The sequence below is a fragment of the Brevundimonas sp. genome (assembly GCF_046299535.1).
Lineage (GTDB): Bacteria > Pseudomonadota > Alphaproteobacteria > Caulobacterales > Caulobacteraceae > Brevundimonas.
In genome coordinates, this window is record NZ_JBKBIB010000001.1 from 252100 (window position 1) to 269260 (window position 17161).

At 66.2% G+C, this 17161-nt stretch carries 18 protein-coding genes; 6 read left to right on the forward strand and 12 right to left on the reverse strand.

Features of this window, described 5'->3' with window-relative positions:
* The first annotated feature begins 78 nt into the window (after positions 1–78).
* Positions 79–567 (forward strand): hypothetical protein, encoded by a 489-nt coding sequence (locus ACK4FB_RS01325; RefSeq protein ID WP_409746959.1) that lies wholly within the window; start codon positions 79–81, stop codon positions 565–567.
* A gap of 4 nt (positions 568–571) precedes the next feature.
* On the opposite strand, the gene ACK4FB_RS01330 is transcribed toward ACK4FB_RS01325, so the two are convergent.
* From ACK4FB_RS01330 to ftsY, 3 genes are all read right to left on the reverse strand, one after another.
* Positions 572–1165, reverse strand: a complete 594-nt coding sequence (locus tag ACK4FB_RS01330; protein WP_409746962.1) for a MarR family winged helix-turn-helix transcriptional regulator — start codon at positions 1163–1165, stop codon at positions 572–574.
* A gap of 171 nt (positions 1166–1336) precedes the next feature.
* On the reverse strand, positions 1337–1990 hold the full coding sequence (locus ACK4FB_RS01335) for an inner membrane-spanning protein YciB (RefSeq protein WP_409746965.1): 654 nt from the start codon (positions 1988–1990) through the stop codon (positions 1337–1339).
* Positions 1990–2925: a signal recognition particle-docking protein FtsY gene (gene ftsY, locus ACK4FB_RS01340; protein WP_409746968.1), complete on the reverse strand. Its 936-nt coding sequence runs from the start codon at positions 2923–2925 to the stop codon at positions 1990–1992. Before ftsY ends, ACK4FB_RS01335 begins: the two co-directional genes overlap by 1 nt.
* A gap of 182 nt (positions 2926–3107) precedes the next feature.
* On the opposite strand from ftsY, the gene ACK4FB_RS01345 reads away from it, so the two are divergent.
* Positions 3108–5150 carry an NAD(+) synthase gene (locus ACK4FB_RS01345; protein WP_409746971.1) on the forward strand — a complete coding sequence of 681 codons (2043 nt, stop codon included), beginning with the start codon at positions 3108–3110 and terminating at the stop codon, positions 5148–5150.
* A gap of 2 nt (positions 5151–5152) precedes the next feature.
* On the opposite strand, the gene ACK4FB_RS01350 is transcribed toward ACK4FB_RS01345, so the two are convergent.
* The 4 genes from ACK4FB_RS01350 to ACK4FB_RS01365 all read right to left on the reverse strand — a co-directional run bounded on the left by ACK4FB_RS01350 (position 5153) and on the right by ACK4FB_RS01365 (position 9377).
* Entirely contained in the window at positions 5153–6169 is a 1017-nt protein-coding gene (locus ACK4FB_RS01350) for a threonine aldolase family protein (RefSeq protein WP_409746974.1), read from the reverse strand.
* Between the two features lie 3 nt (positions 6170–6172).
* Complete coding sequence (locus tag ACK4FB_RS01355; RefSeq protein ID WP_409746977.1) at positions 6173–7105, reverse strand: mechanosensitive ion channel family protein; 933 nt, start codon at positions 7103–7105, stop codon at positions 6173–6175.
* Between the two features lie 58 nt (positions 7106–7163).
* Entirely contained in the window at positions 7164–8918 is a 1755-nt protein-coding gene (locus tag ACK4FB_RS01360; RefSeq protein WP_409746980.1) for an ATP-binding protein, read from the reverse strand.
* A gap of 156 nt (positions 8919–9074) precedes the next feature.
* Positions 9075–9377, reverse strand: coding sequence for a BolA family protein (locus ACK4FB_RS01365; RefSeq protein ID WP_409746983.1), 303 nt, complete (start codon positions 9375–9377; stop codon positions 9075–9077).
* 55 nt (positions 9378–9432) lie between these two features.
* Here ACK4FB_RS01365 and ACK4FB_RS01370 point away from each other — a divergent pair, with 55 nt between their 5' ends.
* Positions 9433–10101, forward strand: a complete 669-nt coding sequence (locus ACK4FB_RS01370; RefSeq protein ID WP_409746986.1) for a J domain-containing protein — start codon at positions 9433–9435, stop codon at positions 10099–10101.
* Between the two features lie 3 nt (positions 10102–10104).
* On the opposite strand, the gene ACK4FB_RS01375 is transcribed toward ACK4FB_RS01370, so the two are convergent.
* Positions 10105–10986: a M28 family metallopeptidase gene (locus ACK4FB_RS01375; RefSeq protein ID WP_409746989.1), complete on the reverse strand. Its 882-nt coding sequence runs from the start codon at positions 10984–10986 to the stop codon at positions 10105–10107.
* A 34-nt stretch (positions 10987–11020) separates the two neighbouring features.
* A complete protein-coding gene (locus ACK4FB_RS01380) occupies positions 11021–11839 on the reverse strand; it encodes an ABC transporter permease (RefSeq protein ID WP_409746992.1) in 819 nt (272 codons plus the stop codon).
* A 293-nt stretch (positions 11840–12132) separates the two neighbouring features.
* On the opposite strand from ACK4FB_RS01380, the gene ACK4FB_RS01385 reads away from it, so the two are divergent.
* Entirely contained in the window at positions 12133–12648 is a 516-nt protein-coding gene (locus ACK4FB_RS01385) for a GcrA family cell cycle regulator (RefSeq protein ID WP_409746995.1), read from the forward strand.
* A gap of 139 nt (positions 12649–12787) precedes the next feature.
* On the opposite strand, the gene ACK4FB_RS01390 is transcribed toward ACK4FB_RS01385, so the two are convergent.
* From ACK4FB_RS01390 to ACK4FB_RS01400, 3 genes are read right to left on the reverse strand one after another with little or no spacing between them, the layout of a single operon-like run.
* A complete protein-coding gene (locus tag ACK4FB_RS01390) occupies positions 12788–13423 on the reverse strand; it encodes a DUF6655 family protein (RefSeq protein WP_409746998.1) in 636 nt (211 codons plus the stop codon).
* Between the two features lie 13 nt (positions 13424–13436).
* Positions 13437–13877 carry a VOC family protein gene (locus tag ACK4FB_RS01395; protein WP_409747001.1) on the reverse strand — a complete coding sequence of 147 codons (441 nt, stop codon included), beginning with the start codon at positions 13875–13877 and terminating at the stop codon, positions 13437–13439.
* A 2-nt stretch (positions 13878–13879) separates the two neighbouring features.
* Positions 13880–14119 (reverse strand): zinc-finger domain-containing protein, encoded by a 240-nt coding sequence (locus ACK4FB_RS01400; protein WP_409747004.1) that lies wholly within the window; start codon positions 14117–14119, stop codon positions 13880–13882.
* Between the two features lie 109 nt (positions 14120–14228).
* Here ACK4FB_RS01400 and ACK4FB_RS01405 point away from each other — a divergent pair, with 109 nt between their 5' ends.
* On the forward strand, positions 14229–15206 hold the full coding sequence (locus tag ACK4FB_RS01405) for an ABC transporter ATP-binding protein (RefSeq protein WP_409747007.1): 978 nt from the start codon (positions 14229–14231) through the stop codon (positions 15204–15206).
* Between the two features lie 190 nt (positions 15207–15396).
* Positions 15397–17142, forward strand: coding sequence for a peptide MFS transporter (locus ACK4FB_RS01410; RefSeq protein WP_409747010.1), 1746 nt, complete (start codon positions 15397–15399; stop codon positions 17140–17142).
* The last annotated feature ends 19 nt before the right edge of the window (positions 17143–17161 follow it).

Here is a 17161-nt window from a genome sequence, read left to right on the forward strand (position 1 = left end):
CTGAACGATCGGTCGGGAACGACCTTCACCGTTCAGGCGCTTTCTCTCCCGAACCCCAGACATGAACGGAGGCGCCCCATGGCCCAGTCTCGCAAGGCTGACGAACGCTATCTCACCAAGGACGAACGTGAACTCTGCGACAGCGCTCGCCAGCCCGCGCTCAAAGAGATGAAACACGAAGAGCTCGTCGACCTGGCCAAGCGGCTGAGGGAGCGCCGAAACCGCGCCAGGGATGTGTCCCGGGATCAGCGCCGCACAGCGCGGCGGGGGGGCAAGGCGACGGAAGGCGAGACGGGTTCGGATCGCAAAAAAGCCCTTCTGGCTGCGGGCATGAAACGGGTGAACCGAGAACTGGATCGCCGCCGCGCGGAAAACCGGGGCGATGCGGCCACCGCCAATCTTCGCAAGGCCCTCAAGCGCAAGCAGGCCAATCAGTGGTCGGGCCCGGCCTATCGCAACGCGGATGAAGGCCTGAACCCGACACCCAACGCCAAGATCGCTCCCTCCGGGGCCCTGAACGCTGAAGGCCAACGGCCTGTTCTGGAGCGTTCCCGCAAGGTCCGCTGACCGGTCAGGCGGCGCGAGCGTCCAGATCGTCGCGGGTCTTGCGACGGGGCTTGGCGGTCCTGGCCTTTTCGGCGGCTTTCCTGGCCTCCTTTTCCGCCTTGCGCGCCATCTTTTCGGCGCGCCTGGCGGCCTTGGCCTCGTCCGGTCCGGCGTCAGCGACAGCGGCCAGGTCAGCCAGCAGCTTCATAAAGCTGTCCCGCTTGGCCTTGGGCATCAGCGCCAGAATGCGGCGGTCGGCCGCCTCGACCCTGGCCCGGGCGCTCTCGAGCAGGGCGCGGCCTTCGTCTGAAAGGCTGACCGCCTTGGCCCGTCCGTCCAGCACGGAACGTTCACGGTTGAGCAGGCCCTTTGCCGTCATGCGGGCGACCAGATCGGCCAAGGTAGAGCGATCTATGCCGGTGGCGCGGACCAGATCGGTCTGGGTCAGGCCCTCGTTCCGCGAGGCGATCTCCAGCACGGCGAACTGTCGCTGGGTCGGGCCGCCCGCGCCCACTTCCTCGGCGTAGATGTCCAGCGCCAGTTGCAGCGCCCGGTGCATCAGGTGACTGGGCGATGCGTCCAGCGGGCCGGAGCGCGCCTTCTTTCCATCCTTGACCATGCCGTGACCCCGCTTGCCGATAATCCGTGCAAGGCACGGTTCACGGCAGGGTTAGCAGCGCCGTGTTTCGGTTTGGCGACAGGTCCGTGAAGGCTTGCGCAGGCCGAAGCCTGATCGGTCGAGATGAAATCGCTTCGCGATCCCACCGATGCCGTCAATCCGGCTTTCGGTCTAAAGCCCGGTGTCCGGGCTGACAGGCCCCGGCTCCTCGTCCTTGATCATGTGCTTAAGGATCACCGGAATCTGCGACAGGCCGAACACCGAGGCGGCGATCCACAATACGCCCCGGAAGCTGGTCCAGACCGCATCCGGGTCCGGCGTGGCCCAGCCGAAAGCGTCCCAGATGGCCAGAACGGCCGCTTCGCTGCGGAACACCTCATTGGCCGCGGCTACAATGAGGAAATAGGCGCCGTACCGGAACGTCAGGATGCGCCAGCCGTGATCCGTCACCTTGATGGCGTCGCCCAGCAGATATTTGAACGGATATTTCTTCAGCGGCAGCGACCCCAGCAGGATGCCGCCCAGGATCACGTTCTGGATGGTCAGCTTCAGCTTGATGAACAGGTCATCGTTGAAGAAGATGGTCAGCACCCCGAACACCAGGGCGAACAGCCCGGTGATCAGGGGCAGGGGGGCGAAGCGCCGCTCCACCACATAGCCGACCGCCAGCGCGATCCCCGAGGCGATCACCAGAACCCAGGTCGCCTTGATCAGGTCGCGGGTGATGAAATAGGCGCCGATGAAGGCCACCAGCGCCCCGAAATCCACCGCCTGTCGGATCCATTGGGGGCGTTTCTTTTCCGTTGCCGGCGTCTCGGTCGTCATCAGTCCTCAAGTCCCACCAGAAGGCGGGAGAACGCCCGCGCGTCGAACGGCTGCAAATCCTCAATGCCCTCGCCCACCCCGATCAGCTTGATGGGGGCGTCGGACGCTTGGGCCACCGGCACCAGAACCCCGCCGCGGGCCGTGCCGTCCAGCTTGGTCATGACGATGCCCGACACATAGGCGGTGCGGCCGAAGATCTGTTCCTGGGCGAGCGCATTGCGCCCCACCGTGGCGTCCAGCACCAGCAGGGTTTCGTGCGGCGCATCCGGATCGATCTTCTTCAGCACCCGAACCACCTTGAGCAGTTCGTCCATCAGGGCCTGCTTGTTCTGCAGGCGGCCGGCGGTGTCGATCAGGACCACGTCGTGGCCCTCGTTCCGGGCGCGGGTGAAGGCGTCGAAGGCCAGACCCGCCGGGTCGGCGCCGTCGCGGCGGCTCTCGAAGTCGGCGCCCGCCCTCTCGGCCCAGACCTTCAGCTGGTCCCGGGCGGCGGCGCGGAAGGTGTCGCCCGCCACCACCATGACCCTGGCGCCCTTGCCCGTCAGGTCGGCGGCGATCTTGCCCAGGGTCGTGGTCTTGCCCGAACCGTTCACACCCACGAACAGCACCACATAGGGCTTCGGTCCCGACAGCGGATCGAACACGGCCTGACGCGGCGCCAGTTCGGCGGTCACCGCTTCGGCCAGGGCTTCCTTGATCTCGCGCTCGTCCGAGGCCTTGCCGAAGCGCAGGGCGCGGAAGCGTTCCGTAATCCGCGCGGCGGCCGCCGGACCCAGATCGCTCTCGATCAGGTGCTCCTCCAGCCGCTCCAGCGCCGCCTCGTCGAGCGGCTCCTTGACGAAGGAGGAGACGACCTGCTCGGTCATCTGTTTGGAGGATCGGGACAGTCCCTGGCTGAGCCGCTGGAACCAGCCCGTTTTCGGCGCGTCGTTCATGGGTTCGCTTTAACCGGCCGCCGGGTGTGCGACCACAAAATACCGCTCATCCCCGCGAAAGCGGGGAGCCGGTTCTTTGGGTGAAGGATTAGTCCTATATGAGCATAAGGGTCGGTCCAACCCGTCGGGCCATGCTGGACAGCACTGGATCCCCGCGTGCGCGGGGATGAGCGGAAAGATTGATGAGCACAACGCACCCCTTCTTCACTCCCGCCGCCCACGGCTTCGTGCGCGTGGCCGCGGCCACGCCGGTGGTCCACACCGCCGACCCTGTAGCCAATGCGGATGAGCACATCGCCCTGATCGCCGAGGCGGGCGAGCAGGGCGTCGACCTGCTGGTGTTCCCGGAACTTAGCCTGACCGGCTACGCCATCGACGACCTGCTCATGCAGGATGCGCTGCTGGATGAGGTGGAGGCGCAGATCGGACGGCTCGCCGAGGCGGCGGGCAAGGCCGGTCTGGCGGTCATCGTCGGCGCACCCCTCAGGCAAGGCGACCGGCTCTACAACTGCGCCGTCGTGCTGGCCAATGGCGAGGCCAAGGGCGCTCTGCCGAAGACCTACCTTCCGAACTACCGGGAGTATTACGAAAAGCGCTGGTTCTCGCCGGCGACCGACGAGCTCGCGAACCTTGGCGGTCGCTGGGGCGCGTTCGGGACGCGCCTCCTTTTCGAAGCGGGCAATCGGCCGGGCTTCGTGTTCGGCGTCGAGATATGTGAAGACTTCTGGGCTCCGCTGCCCCCCTCGACACGTCAGGCCATGTCGGGGGCCCGCGTCCTCTGCAACCTGTCGGCCTCCAATGTGGTGATCGGCAAGGCGGACGAGCGGGCCATGCTGTGCGCCAGCCAGTCGTCGCGGGCCGTCGCGGCCTACGTCTTCACCGCCGCCGGATGGGGCGAGAGCACCACCGATCTGGCATGGGACGGTCAGGCTTCCATCCACGAGATGGGCGCCTGCCTGGCTTCGGGCGAGCGGTTCTCGCTCGAGAGCCACCTGACCATCGCCGATGTGGACGTGGAGCGCATCGGTCTGGAGCGATTGCGCACGGGCACTTTCGCGGACTGCGCGCGGCGCGAGGAATCAGACGTGGTCTTCGACCGGGTTCTGTTCGAGGCTCGGGACGCAGGAGACGCCGCCGACCTGATCCGCCCGCTGGACCGCTTCCCCTTCGTGCCGGACGACCCCGCGCGGCTGGATCAGGACTGCTACGAGGCCTTCAACATCCAGGTTCAGGGCCTGATGCGGCGCATGAAGGCGACGAACGGCGAGCGGATCGTCATCGGCGTCTCCGGCGGGCTGGATTCGACGCAGGCGCTGCTGGTGGCGTGCCGCGCGTTCGACCGGCTGGAGTTGCCGCGCCAGAACATCCTGGCCTTCACCCTGCCGGGCTTCGCCACGTCCGAGGGCACCAAATCCAACGCCTGGGCCCTGATGAAGGCGCTGGGGGTTACCGGCGAGGAGATCGACATCCGCCCGGCGGCCGAACAGATGCTCAAGGACATCGGCCATCCCTATTCGCAGGGTGAGCCCGTCCACGACATCACCTTCGAGAACGTTCAGGCGGGTCTGCGCACCGACTATCTGTTCCGCCTGGCCAACCACCACGGCGCCTTCGTGCTGGGCACCGGCGACCTTTCGGAACTGGCGCTGGGCTGGGCGACCTACGGCGTCGGCGACCACATGAGCCACTACAACGTCAACGGCGGGGTTGCGAAGACCCTGATCCAGCACCTGATCCGGTGGGTGGCCGACAAGGCGATCGTCGGGTCCGAGGCGGCGCCGACCCTGCACGCCATCCTCGACACCGAGATCTCGCCCGAACTGGTGCCCGCCGACGAGAGCGGGGCGATCCAGTCGACCCAGGCGGCGGTAGGGCCCTATGCCCTGAACGACTTCTTCCTGTTCTACATCACACGCTTCGGCCTCAAGCCGTCGAAGGTGGCGTATCTGGCCCATCAGGCGTGGGGCGACCGCACCCACGGCGCCTGGCCCGCAAATCTGCCGGAGGCGGAAAAGGTCGAATACGATCTGGCCACCATCAAGTCATGGCTGCGCAAATTCCTGATCCGGTTCTTCCAGACCAGCCAGTTCAAGCGCTCGGCCCTGCCCAACGGGCCCAAGGTCGTCACCGGCGGCTCGCTGTCGCCGCGCGGGGACTGGCGGGCTCCGTCGGACGCCACGGCGCGGGTGTGGCTGGACGAGCTGGACGCGAACGTCCCGGACTGATCTCAGCCCAGGCTCGCCACCGACGCGATCAGATCATCAACCGCCTCTTCCGTCGTGGCCCAGGAACAGACAAAGCGTACCGAACCATCGTCGAAGCGGTAGCATGCCCATCCCGCCTCGTTCAGGCGACGGTGGGCGGCGGCCGGCATGCGCACGAAGACCGCGTTGGCCTCTACCGGATGGGCCAGAACGAAGCGGCTGTTGGCGACAACGCCTTCGGCCAGCCGGCGGGCCATCAGATTGGCGTGGGCGCCGCCCGCTTCCCAGGCGCCGCTTTCCAGCAGGCCCAGAAACGGCGCGGCCTGGAACCGGCCCTTGGACGCCATCTGTCCGGCCTGTTTCAGCCGGTTGTCGAGACGGCGCGCCAGGGTCTTGTCGAACAGGACGATGGCCTCGCTGCACGGCGCCCCCGCCTTGGCGCCCCCGAACACCAGAATATCCACGCCCAGTCGGGCGATTTGTGTGAGGTCGAACCCGCCCGCCGCCGCATTGGCCAGACGGGCGCCGTCCATATGCACGCCGTAGCCCTTCGCTTTCACCGGCTCGATTAGATGGCGCAACTCATCGACAGTATAGACCGCGCCATACTCCGTGGCCTGGGTCACCGACAGGGCGGCGGGGGGCTGGCGATGACCCACCTCGGGCTCGTCCAGAATGGCGGTCATGGCCTTGGGATCGATCTTGCCCGAGAAGCCCGGCAGGCCGATCAGGCCCACGCCCTGCCCGAAGAACCCCGGCGCGCCGGTCTCGTCGGTGCACACATGGGCCGCGTGATGAGCCATCACGGCCTCGAACGGAAAGGCCAGCATGGACAGCGCGAGGGCGTTGGCCGCCGTGCCGGAAAAGACGAACCGCACCTCGGCGTCGGCGTCCAGCCGCTGGCGGATCAGGTCTGCGGCCCGCGCCGTGACGTCGTCCGCGCCGTAGGCGCGTGCGAAGCCCGCATTGGCGTCCTGAAGCGCGGCCAGGGCCTGGGGCGCCATGCCGGCGGTGTTGTCCGAACCGAAATCATAACGCACGGTTCAGGCCTCCTTGCGGCGGGGCGTCTTGTGGGGCGGCGGCTCGGCGGCCTTGCCCACATTGCCGCCGAAATACTCGACAGCCTGCGGGAACGGGATTTCGATGCCGGCCCCGTCAAGCGCTTCCTTAACGGTCTGGAAAACGTCGGCGCGCGTCTGCCACCAGTCCCCCGACAGAACATGGGCGTGCAGGGTGATCTGCACAGCGCTGTCCAGCAGGCCGGTGACGCCCGTCCAGACCGGGGGATTCTCGAGAACCTTTCCGTGACCGGCTGTGGTGGAGCGGATGACCTCGCGCGCCTCGTTCAGGTCAGCGCTGTAGGAGACCGTGAAATCGATCTCGATGCGGCGCGTGATCTGGCCCGAGATGTTCTGGATGACCCCGCCCAGCACCTGGCTGTTGGGGACGACGATCTTGACGTTGTTGGCGTTGGACATCTGAGTGGTGAACAGGTCCAGTTTCTGCACCAGACCAGCCATGCCGCCGATGTCGACCACGTCGCCCACCCGGTAGGGGCGAAGGATCAACAGGACCACCCCCGCCGCAACATTGGACAGGGCCCCCTGCATGGCCAGGCCGATGGCCAGGGAGGCGGCGCCCAGCACCGCAATGATCGACGTGGTCTGGACACCCAGACGCTGAAGCACGGCGACCAGGCCGACAACGACCACCGCGACGCGGACCACCTGGACGACGAAGCCCTCGACCGTCCGGTCATCCTTGAGGCTCTTGACCCGGCCCAGAGCCCGGCGAACGGTCCGTGCGGCCCATTTCGACCCGAACCAGGTGGCGGCGATGATCAGGAGCGCGATGCTCAGGTTCACTGCCAGGTCGCCGGCCATCTGGGTGGCGCGGGCCACCAGGGCGGCGTCAAGGGCCAGTACGCGGTCCGATGAGGCCGCGACAGCGGCCAGGGTCGTTGTCAGGTCGGTCATGGTCCCGGTTTAGCGCGGCCAGACCGGTTTTGAACCCGCCGGAGCTGATTTCCCGAAATCAGGCGGCCGCCGCCTCGCTCATCACGAAGCTCTGGATTTCCCTCACGGCCTCCCGGCCGTCTCTGGCCTTCACCATGACCCCCGCCAGGGCCTTGAAGTCGATGGGCTTGTTCAAATAGGCGTCTGCTCCGGCAGCCATGCCGGCCTCGTGGTCTTCGGTGCGCGCGGAGGCGGACAGGACCACCACCGGCGTATCGCGGTTTGGTCCTTCGGTATCGCGAAGGGTCCGTGTGGCGGTGAGGCCGTCCATCACGGGCATGTTCACATCCATGACGATCAGGTCAAAACGGTCCGCAGAGGCCGCCTCCAGCGCCACCTGGCCGTTCTCGGCGGCGGCGGTGACATGGCCTGACGAAGCCATCCAGGCTTCCAGGATCATGCGATTGACCGGATGGTCCTCGACCACCAGCACTTTCAGGGATTGCCCGTTCTCGATCTCGGCGCCGATGGCCTCGACGGCTTCGGCCCTGGACCACTGGGACACTTCGGCCTCCACCACGAAGGCGAAGGTGGAGCCCTGCCCCACCTCGGAGCTCACCTCGATGTCGCCGCCCATGATGTTGGCCAGGCGCCGGCAGATGGTCAGGCCAAGGCCCGTGCCGCCGAACCGGCGCGTGGACGAGCCGTCGAGCTGGGTGAAGGGCTGGAACAAGCGACTGAGGTCTTCGTCGGATATGCCGGGACCGCTGTCCCTGACGGAGAACCGGAACCGGGCGCGGTCATCGGCGATGCGCTGGCTGTGCACCGTATACCGCACCTCGCCTGCGTCGGTGAATTTCACCGCATTGGACAAGAGATTCTGGATCACCTGGCAGACCCTCAACGGATCACCCCTCACGACGGCGGGGGTTTCGCCCGTGAATTCCGACACGAAGGTCAGACCCTTCGCCTGGGCCTGGGCGGTGAAGGGGCCGGTGACCCGCTCATGCAGATCCTGCAGCGACACATCCACGACCTCGAAGGTCATTTTTCCCGCCTCGATCTTGGTCATGTCCAGGATGTCGTTGAGCAGGGAAAGCAGGTTGTCGCCCGAGTTGCGGATGATCGACAGGTATTCCTTCTGGGTCTGGTCCAGCCGCGTTGCGCCCATCAGCTGGGCGGCGCCCAGCACGCCGTTCATGGGCGTGCGCAGTTCGTGCGAGATGACGCCCAGGAAGTTGGACTTGGCCTCACTGGCGGCGTCAGCCTTGTCGCGCGCGGCCTCCAGTTCGCCGATCAGGTGGGCCTGATGCTCCTGGAACGCCTCGATCTTGCGTTCCTTCATCATGGTGATGATGACCAGCACAAGGATGGCTGAACCCAGAACGGGGAGAACGGCCAGCAGCGTCAGAAAGCCGGGATCGCCCCACAGGCTGATCAGGATGCCGAATGTCAGAAGACTGTAGGGCGCCGATATGACCAGGGCCTGGCGCGGAGCGGTGCGCATCTGGGTGAAGACCATCACATAACCGGCGCACAGGAGCGCCACGCCCAGGGCGGGGCCATGGACGCCGCCCATGAACCAGGCCAGTCCCGGAGCAAGCGACCACGCGAATGTCGTCAGGAAGGCGACGGTGGTGAAGGTGGCGCTATAGTCCCGGCGGCCGGTTGCGGCGACCCTTTTTTCGACCCGTCCGCGGATCCAGCCTGCGGTCATGGTGATCAGAAACCAGGCCAGGGCTAGAACCGGGCCCACCGCCGTCGCCAGGGCGAGAGCCCAGCTGGCGATGATCCAGTAGCGCAGGTTGCCGGTCTCCAGGATGCTCTGCAGCACCGTGGCGGCCTCCCGAGAGCGCCCTGGCGTCTGCGGCGTCCTGGTTGTTGCGCCTTCTGCGCCCTGCGCCGCTCTCACCATATTCAGTCCCCAATCTGAACAGTATGGCGCGAACGCTAAGCGGGAACACCTAAGAGGGGGTGAACGGAGAATTTTCTATTTCGCCGAGTCCTCGGAAGGCGTCCGGGCACGGATCGACAGGGCGTGCACAGGGCCGGCCAATTCTTCAGCCAGGAGACCGTTGATCATGCGCTGGCGCTCCACCCGTCCCTTGCCCTCGAAGGCGGCTGAAACCACCTCCAGATTGAAGTGGCTTTCGCCCCCGGGGCGAGCGTCCATGCCGCCCTCATGGTGGTGGCCGGCGTGCCGGGCGCTGTCGTCCTCGATCTCCAGACGGGCCGGAGAGAGGGCTGAAGTCAGTTTTTCGCGAATAATCGTCGCAACAGGGCCTTCATTCATCGGTTTTCCGCCGCGCTTCCTTGATGACGTCCAATTCGCACCTACACTTCGGGTGATGTCAGCCTCGTTTCAATACAAGCCTCGCTTCAAGGATATGCGGATCAAGCCGCCGCGCCCAGAGGAGGAGGAGGCCGCAGCCGACGTGCTGCGTCTCAAGCCCGGCGAGAAGCCGTGCCAGCACCCCGACTGCAGCAAGGCCGCCACCGCCCGCGCGCCACGCTCGCGCGAGCAGCTGAACGAGTTTTATGATTTCTGCCAGGCTCACGCCGCCGAGTACAACAAGAGCTGGAACTTCTACGCCGGCATGAGCGAGGGCGAGATCCGGGCCCGCTACGAGAATGAGCAGATGACCGGCGGGCGTCCCACCTGGGAAATGAAGGCCGGGCGCATGTCGCGCGAGGCCGCCGCCTTCGCGGCCAAATTCGGCACGGGAAACAAGACCGGCGCCGGCCGCTGGTCCGACCCCTTCGCCATGTTTGGGCAGGATCATCAGGGTCGGAAGGCCGAGGGCCCCGAGACGGCGCACATCGGCAAGCTGGAGCGTCAGGCCCTGGCCGACCTGGACCTGGAGCCGGGGGTTGAAAAGGCCGCCATCCGCGCCCGGTATCACGCACTGCTCAAGCGCTGCCATCCCGACCACAACGGCGGCGACCGTTCGGCCGAGGACAAGCTTCAGCGGGTCATCCGGGCGTGGAAGACCCTGTCCAAGGCGAAGATGGCCTGACGGCTACTGAGCTGCGGCGTCCAGGCGCGTGATCAGATCCACATAGACATCAGCCGCCAGGGCGACGGTGGCCGGATCGACCGCTTCGAGCACATCGCCTTCAGAATGGATCAGCTGGAACACCTCGGGGACAAAGCCTTCGGCCAGGCCGTTGTCGCGACCGCCGTTGAAGGCCAGCCACATCTGGTGGGCGCCGATGCGATTCTGGAAGCCGATTGAGACCACCGGGACCTCGGCGGCGACAAAGGCGCGATCGTCGCTGGGCGGATAAACGGGGAAGCCGACGCAGGTCATTGCCCGCAGCGTGCATTCCTCGCGCAGTGCGGCCAGCACGAAGGCTGATCTCTCGCCATTGTTCTCGCCGTACATCAGGGTGTCGCCGAAGGCCGCCACGTCCGAGTTGACCACAGCGGTCACGCGGTCTGTTCCGTTGGCCGCGATCCAGCGCTGCGCGCCGATCAGCCCGAGTTCTTCCTGATCGAAAAAGATGACCTGCACGCGGTGATTCAGGTCGCGGCTGCTCAGAACCCGGGCCGCTTCGATCAGGGCGACGGTGGAGGCTGCATTGTCGACCAGCCCGTCGGCCAGTTCGCCGGAGGGCAGGACGACGGAATCGTAATGGGCGGTGAGCAGCAGATCCCGCCCGCCCTCGCCCAGGGTCACGACGACGTTCGAGCCGGTCATGGGTTCGCGTCCGCCGCCTTCGAAGGTCTGGATCTCGTAATTGAGCCCCGCCGCCTCAAGCTGGCCGGTCAGCACCGCCAGCCGTTCGGCGTTGCTGGGCTGCGCATAAGCCGCCACCGCCTCGCGCAGGGCGGTCTCGTCCTGGGCCAGAGCCGGCGTTGCGAGGGTCAGCAGGGCGCAGGCGGTCAGGGTGCGAAGCATGACGGTATCCTTGTTTCCCGCCACGCTTAGCGGATCAGCTCTTGAGCCGCCACCCGCTGCGGAACACCAGATAGCAGACCACGGCCAGCAAGGCGGTGATCAGCAGGCTGGCGATGACCCCTGCCGTCATGTTCCCCTCCGCATGGCCGATGAAGCCGTAGCGGAAGCCGTCGATCAGGTAGAACATCGGGTTGAAGTGGCTGAAGGTGGCGAACGGCTCTGGAAGGCGCTCCACCAGATAGAAGGTGCCTGACAGGAAGGTCATGGGCATGACGAGGAAGTTCTGGACCGCCGCCAGATGGTCGAATTTCTCGGACCAGAGCCCCGCCAGCACGCCGAGCAGTCCCATCAGCATGGACGCCATGACGCCAAAGAACAGGATGGCGGCCAGGTTGGCCATACCCAGACGCGCGAAAGGCAGGACGCAAAGAGCCGTCACCAGCCCCACCAGGATGCCGCGTGTGGCCGCCCCGAGCGAAAACCCCATCATCAACTCCAGCGGGCTCAGGGGCGGGGTCAGGAAATCCGTCGCCGTGCCCATGATCTTCGCCTGGATCAGGCTGGACGAGGCGTTGGCGAAGGCGTTGTTCAGGATCGCCATCATGATCAGTCCGGGCGCCACGAACTCGGCGAATGTCACGCCCAGAAGCGGGGGGCGGCCGCCCTGCAAGGCCACGACGAACACCATCATGTAGAGCAGGGTGGTGACCACAGGCGCGGCGACGGTCTGGGCGCCGACCTTCATGAACCGCCGCACCTCACGCAGATACAGCGTCCGAACCCCGATCCAGTTGATCCCGGGGTAGGCGCGTGGGCTGGGCGGCGTGGCGGGCAGTCGGCTCAGATCGGTCATGGGCCGCCAGATGCGCCTTCCGGCCATGGTTCGCAAGGCGTCCGCTATTGGCGCAGCCATGCCCTATGGGTGATCAGGAAGCGGTCCGGATTGCACCAATTGCACCAATTGCACCGTGCATTTCCGGAACGCCCTGCAATTTGGCGGAACATTGATTCAAGATGTGGTTTCTGTGGATACGACGGGCGCCAGATGTTGCGTCTCTTAAGGAGTGGTTTACGATCAGTTGTGGTTGAAGGGCGTGCAGGACGCCTCTCGCACAAGATATTGAATCCGCGACCTTGGAGGGTGGCATGTCTCAAGGCTGGACCGAAGACCGCGTCGGCGCGCTGAAGAAGCTTTGGCTTGAGGGCCAGTCGGCGAGTCAGATCGCCAAGCAACTGGGCGGCGGGGTCACCCGAAACGCCGTGATCGGCAAGGTGCACCGGCTTGGCCTGTCGGGCCGCGCCGCGCCCTCGCAACCTGCACGAACGACCTTCCGCGCGCCGCGTCCGCGCCCGGCGCAGCCCTCGGCCCCGCGTCGCATCGAGGCCGCCCAGCCGCGCTCTGCGCCCGTACCGCCGACGCCGCCCGCGCCGCGGGTGCCGGACATGCCGGGCACGGCGACGGTGCTGACTCTCGGGGCCCACATGTGCAAATGGCCCATCGGGGATCCGACATCCTCGGATTTCAGCTTCTGCGGCCGCCGCTCGGATGAAGGCGCAACCTACTGCGTGGAGCACGCCAAGCTGGCCTACCAACCGCAGATCCGGCGCGGTTCGCGCGACGGCGCCACTGAACTGGCCCGGTCCCTGCGTCGCTACATCTGACCCGGATCAGCCATACGGCTGTCACGAAAGCCCCTTAAGGGGCCGCCGTCCGCCCCGCCGGTTTCGCCGGCGGGCCTGGGGCGGGGCCGCGATTCTCCGGGTTGGCGCGGCCCCTCACCCACCTTCGGGTGGATCGATCCTAGAATTCCCACCAGCTCTCGCCAGGGTCCTGCTCGCCCGGTTCGGCGAACTGCTGACCCCAGGTCATCATCATGAGAAGGCGGTGGCTGCGGATGGTGTACTGGCCGATCATGGGCGCGACGGCGGCGATGGGCGCTCCGTCCCCGGCCCGGTAGACGAAGCCCGAGAACTCCGCCACGCCTGAGCGGTCGCGGCGGCTGTAAAGCGACAGCTCGGGAAACGAAACGACCCGGTAGTCCGACAGGGGCACGCTCATGGCCGGGATCCCCAGCAGGCGCCGCATCTGCTCAAGCGACAGGGCGCCCGCCCGGATTTCGAAGATCACATCGGCCTGGTCGCGGTTGCGGGCCAAGGCGTATCCGGCCTGTGACAGGGCTTCGCGGATGGCGCTGATGGCGTAGGGGGACGCCTCGGCGCGGAAATAGGTCTCGTCCACAAACACGACGGAGCCGTCGGGAACGGGCAGGGTCAGATTCTCGACCGCCCGATCCGCCGCCCGCGCCACCAGAAGCTGCTCGGTGGCCGTGCGCGAGGGATTGGTCTCGCTGGTCGAGGCGCACGCCGCCGCCAGAACCGCCGCAAGCAGGGCGGAGAGGATCGGCGCTGTGCGGCTGGGGAGAACCGTTCGCGTCATCGAGGACAGACTATCACCAGCTTCCGGTGTTGGACATGGAGGACCAGGGCTCGGCGGGGGGCAGGGGGTCGCCCTCCTGAAGCAATTCAACAGATACACCGTCCGGAGAGCGGACAAAGGCCATGTTGCCGTCGCGAGGCGGCCGATTGATGGCGATCCCGCCGTCCATGAGCCGCTGACAGACCGCATAGACGTCGTCGACCTTGTAGGCCAGGTGTCCGAAATTGCGACCGCCCGAATAATCCTCCGGGTCCCAGTTGAAGGTCAGCTCCAGCTCGGGTGACCGTTCCGCGGCAGAGCGGGCCTTGTCCTTGGGCGCGGACAGGAACACCAGGGTGAAGCGACCCTTCTCGTTGTCCACGCGCCGGACCTCCTCGAGGCCCAGCAGATCGCAATAGAAGCGCAGCGAGGCGTCCAGATCCTTCACCCGGACCATGGTGTGCAGATAGCGCATGCTCAGTGCGCCTCGCCGTGACGCGGCGCCGGGTCCAGATATTCGTTTTCGGGCACGGGGTTGGCGGCCAGGACGAAGCGACGATCGCAATAGCCGCACTCCACGTAGTCGTCCTCGCCCATGTCCATGTACACCAACGGATGGCCGAGCGCGCCCCCGCCGCCGTCGCAAGCCACCCGCTTGGTGGCCACAACAATCTGTTCAGGCGGCGGAACGGCGATGTCTGGGTGGCGCGGCGGCATAATCAGGCTCATGACCTTGGCGTGGGGAGGAAGGCGGCATACCTACGACCCGCGCCATAAGCCGTCAATTTCAACGACACGCTTCCCTCCATAGCGAACCGAAGCCTTCATGACCCAGACCGACGCCCCACTGCCCGACAACGCCATAGAGGTCCGGGGGCTTGAGAAGACCTATGCCGGAAACCGAAAGTCGCCGCCCAAGACAGCCCTGCATGGCGTCGACCTCGTGGTGCCGCGCGGCGCCATCTTCGGGCTGCTGGGGCCAAACGGGGCTGGCAAGTCGACCCTGATCAATATTCTGGCAGGGGTGGTGAAGAAGTCCGGCGGGACCGTCGCCATATGGGGTCGCGACATCGACGAGCGGCCCCGCGACGCCCGCGCCGCCCTGGGCGTGGTGCCTCAGGAGATCGTGGCGGACGTGTTCTTCACGCCGCGCGAGGCTCTTGAGGTCCAGGCCGGATTCTACGGCGTGCCGGCGAACGAGCGGCGGTCGGACGAGCTGCTGGCCGCCCTGGGCCTGTCGGACAAGGCCAACGCCTATGTGCGGGCCCTGTCGGGCGGCATGAAGCGCCGCCTGATGGTGGCCAAGGCCCTGGTGCACAATCCGCCCATTCTGATCCTGGACGAACCCACCGCCGGGGTGGACGTGGAACTGCGCCGACAACTCTGGGAATACGTTCGCAAGATCAACGCCGAGGGCGTGACCATCCTGCTGACCACCCACTATCTGGAGGAGGCCCAGGAGCTGTGCGACACCATCGCCATCGTCAACCGGGGCCGGGTGGTGGCCTGCGAGCCGACGGCCCAGCTGCTGACCCGGCTCGACACCCGCAATGTGGTGGTGACCCCGGTCGATCCCTCGGCGACGGCGCCCATGCTGAAGGGGTTCGAGGTGAAGGGGCGGCCCAAGGGCTCATTCGCCGTCACCTACCGGACAGGCGAATCCAGCGTCGAGCAGGTGCTGGCGGCGGTGCGTACGGCAGGCGTGGCCATCCGCGACATCGCCACCGAGGATCCCGATCTGGAGGACGTCTTCCTGGCCCTGACCTATGGCGATGCGGCGCAGCCCGACCCCACCCGCGACTGACCGATCGCTGATCGTTCTGTCCCGATTCCGGACGGCCTCTTGTGACGCAATCGCGACCGTGCTCGTTATGCGCTTTCGCGCGCCATGTCGGCGCGAGGCTTAGGGAGCTACGCCGTTGAGCACGACGGATGGGGGAGGCGCGCTTTCGACCGCGCCCCGTAAAGAATTCCTGGGACACCCGCGGGGGCTGGTGATCCTTTTCCTGACCGAGATGTGGGAGCGCTTCTCCTACTACGGCATGCGGGCCCTGCTGGTCCTGTACCTGACCCAGCACTTCCTGTTCGGACCCGCCGAGGCCCAGGGCATCTACGCCGCCTATGCTGCGCTGGTCTACCTGATGCCGGTCATCGGCGGCCTGTTGGCCGACAAATATCTGGGGTCCCGCAAGGCTGTCATCATCGGCGCCGTGCTGCTGGTCATGGGCCACTTCACAATGGCCTTCGAGGGCCGCGGCGGGCGCGAATACATCACGGTGGCCGGCGTCGAATACATGCTTGAGGTCGAAGGGCGCGACACCGACCGTCGCATCTTCGCGGTCAACGGCGATGAGCGATCTGAAATCCGCATCACGCCGCAAGGCATTTCCACGGTGGGCGCAGAACCCTCCGCAGCCATCGCCTCGGACCTGGCGGGCACGGCCGTCGCGGAGGCGGAGGCAGGCGCCGCCCCGGCACCTCAGGCCGGCGTGGCCGCAGCCGGTGGTTTTCCCGCCAGTGTGACGTCCGGCGACTATGAGCGCCGAACGGAACGGGATCTGAGCGCCGAGCCGGTGCTGTTTCTGGCACTCTCCCTGATCATCGTCGGCGTCGGCTTCCTGAAAGCCAACATCTCCACGGTGGTGGGCGCCCTCTACGAGAAGGACGATCCGCGACGCGACGCCGGGTTCACCCTGTTCTATGTGGGCATCAACCTGGGTGCGGTGCTGGCCACCAGCCTGTGCGCCTGGCTGGGAATCGCCTATGGCTGGGCCTACGGCTTCGGGCTGGCGGGCATAGGCATGCTGTTCGGCTTGCTTACCTTCGTGTTGGGCCAGAGTTGGCTGGAGGGCCGCGGCGAGGCTCCGAACCCGGAGCGCCTGAAGCGCAAGGGCCTGTTCGGCCTTCCGTTCGAGGCGATCTTTTGGATCGGCGGTCTGGTCGCCGTATTCCCGACCTGGTTGATGATGCAGCGGCACGAGTTCATCTCCGCCACCCTGCCCACGCTGGCCGGTGTCATCTTTGCGCTGGTGGTTGGCTACACCGTGATCAGGCTGAAAGGCGCCGAGCGCACGCGCATGCTGGTCGCCCAGGTCCTGATTTTCTTCTCGGTGCTGTTCTGGGCCCTGTTCGAACAGGCCGGGTCTTCCCTGACCCTGTTCGCCGACCAGTCGACCCAGATGCCGGGCTGGTTCAATGCGGCCCAGACGCAGATGTTCAACCCGGGCATCATCGTCATCGGCGGACCTTTGCTGGCTGCTTTATGGGTCTGGCTGGCGCGCCGGAATCTTGAGCCTTCAACGCCGGTCAAGTTCTCTTTCGGCCTTATGTTCGTGGGTGCGGGCTTCCTGGTGCTGACATGGGCGGCTGCGACACAGGCGAACGTGGACTTCCGGGTGCCGCTGATGTTCCTCTTCATCACCTACCTGCTGCACACCATCGGTGAGCTTTGTCTGTCGCCGGTGGGCCTGTCGATGATCACCAAACTGTCCGTGGACCGGGTGGTGGGCCTGATGATGGGCGTGTGGTTTCTGTCCAGCGCCGTGGCGCACATTGTGGCCGGCTGGATCGCCCAGGCGACCGCAACCGACACCGTGGCCGGGGTGGTCACCGACCCGTCCCTGGCGCTTCAGACCTATGGCTCGATCTTCGGGACCATCGGCTGGGTCGGCGTGGGGGTGGGCGTGTTCCTGTTCCTGATTTCGCCCATCCTGAAGAAGGGTATGGCCGGCGTTCACTGACGCCGCCCTGTCCGGACAT

Excerpts from the sequence above, each read along its gene's own strand:
- ACK4FB_RS01355 (WP_409746977.1), bottom strand. The coding sequence starts at position 7,105 with ATGACCGACCTGACAACGACCCTGGCCGCTGTCGCGGCCTCATCGGAC.
- ACK4FB_RS01380 (WP_409746992.1), bottom strand. The coding sequence starts at position 11,839 with ATGACCGATCTGAGCCGACTGCCCGCCACGCCGCCCAGCCCACGCGCC.
- ACK4FB_RS01385 (WP_409746995.1), top strand. The coding sequence starts at position 12,133 with ATGTCTCAAGGCTGGACCGAAGACCGCGTCGGCGCGCTGAAGAAGCTT.
- ftsY (WP_409746968.1), bottom strand. The coding sequence starts at position 2,925 with ATGAACGACGCGCCGAAAACGGGCTGGTTCCAGCGGCTCAGCCAGGGA.
- ACK4FB_RS01335 (WP_409746965.1), bottom strand. The coding sequence starts at position 1,990 with ATGACGACCGAGACGCCGGCAACGGAAAAGAAACGCCCCCAATGGATC.
- ACK4FB_RS01345 (WP_409746971.1), top strand. The coding sequence starts at position 3,108 with ATGAGCACAACGCACCCCTTCTTCACTCCCGCCGCCCACGGCTTCGTG.
- ACK4FB_RS01390 (WP_409746998.1), bottom strand. The coding sequence starts at position 13,423 with ATGACGCGAACGGTTCTCCCCAGCCGCACAGCGCCGATCCTCTCCGCC.
- ACK4FB_RS01370 (WP_409746986.1), top strand. The coding sequence starts at position 9,433 with ATGTCAGCCTCGTTTCAATACAAGCCTCGCTTCAAGGATATGCGGATC.
- ACK4FB_RS01405 (WP_409747007.1), top strand. The coding sequence starts at position 14,229 with ATGACCCAGACCGACGCCCCACTGCCCGACAACGCCATAGAGGTCCGG.
- ACK4FB_RS01325 (WP_409746959.1), top strand. The coding sequence starts at position 79 with ATGGCCCAGTCTCGCAAGGCTGACGAACGCTATCTCACCAAGGACGAA.
- ACK4FB_RS01395 (WP_409747001.1), bottom strand. The coding sequence starts at position 13,877 with ATGCGCTATCTGCACACCATGGTCCGGGTGAAGGATCTGGACGCCTCG.
- ACK4FB_RS01400 (WP_409747004.1), bottom strand. The coding sequence starts at position 14,119 with ATGCCGCCGCGCCACCCAGACATCGCCGTTCCGCCGCCTGAACAGATT.
- ACK4FB_RS01375 (WP_409746989.1), bottom strand. The coding sequence starts at position 10,986 with ATGCTTCGCACCCTGACCGCCTGCGCCCTGCTGACCCTCGCAACGCCG.
- ACK4FB_RS01330 (WP_409746962.1), bottom strand. The coding sequence starts at position 1,165 with ATGGTCAAGGATGGAAAGAAGGCGCGCTCCGGCCCGCTGGACGCATCG.
- ACK4FB_RS01365 (WP_409746983.1), bottom strand. The coding sequence starts at position 9,377 with ATGAATGAAGGCCCTGTTGCGACGATTATTCGCGAAAAACTGACTTCA.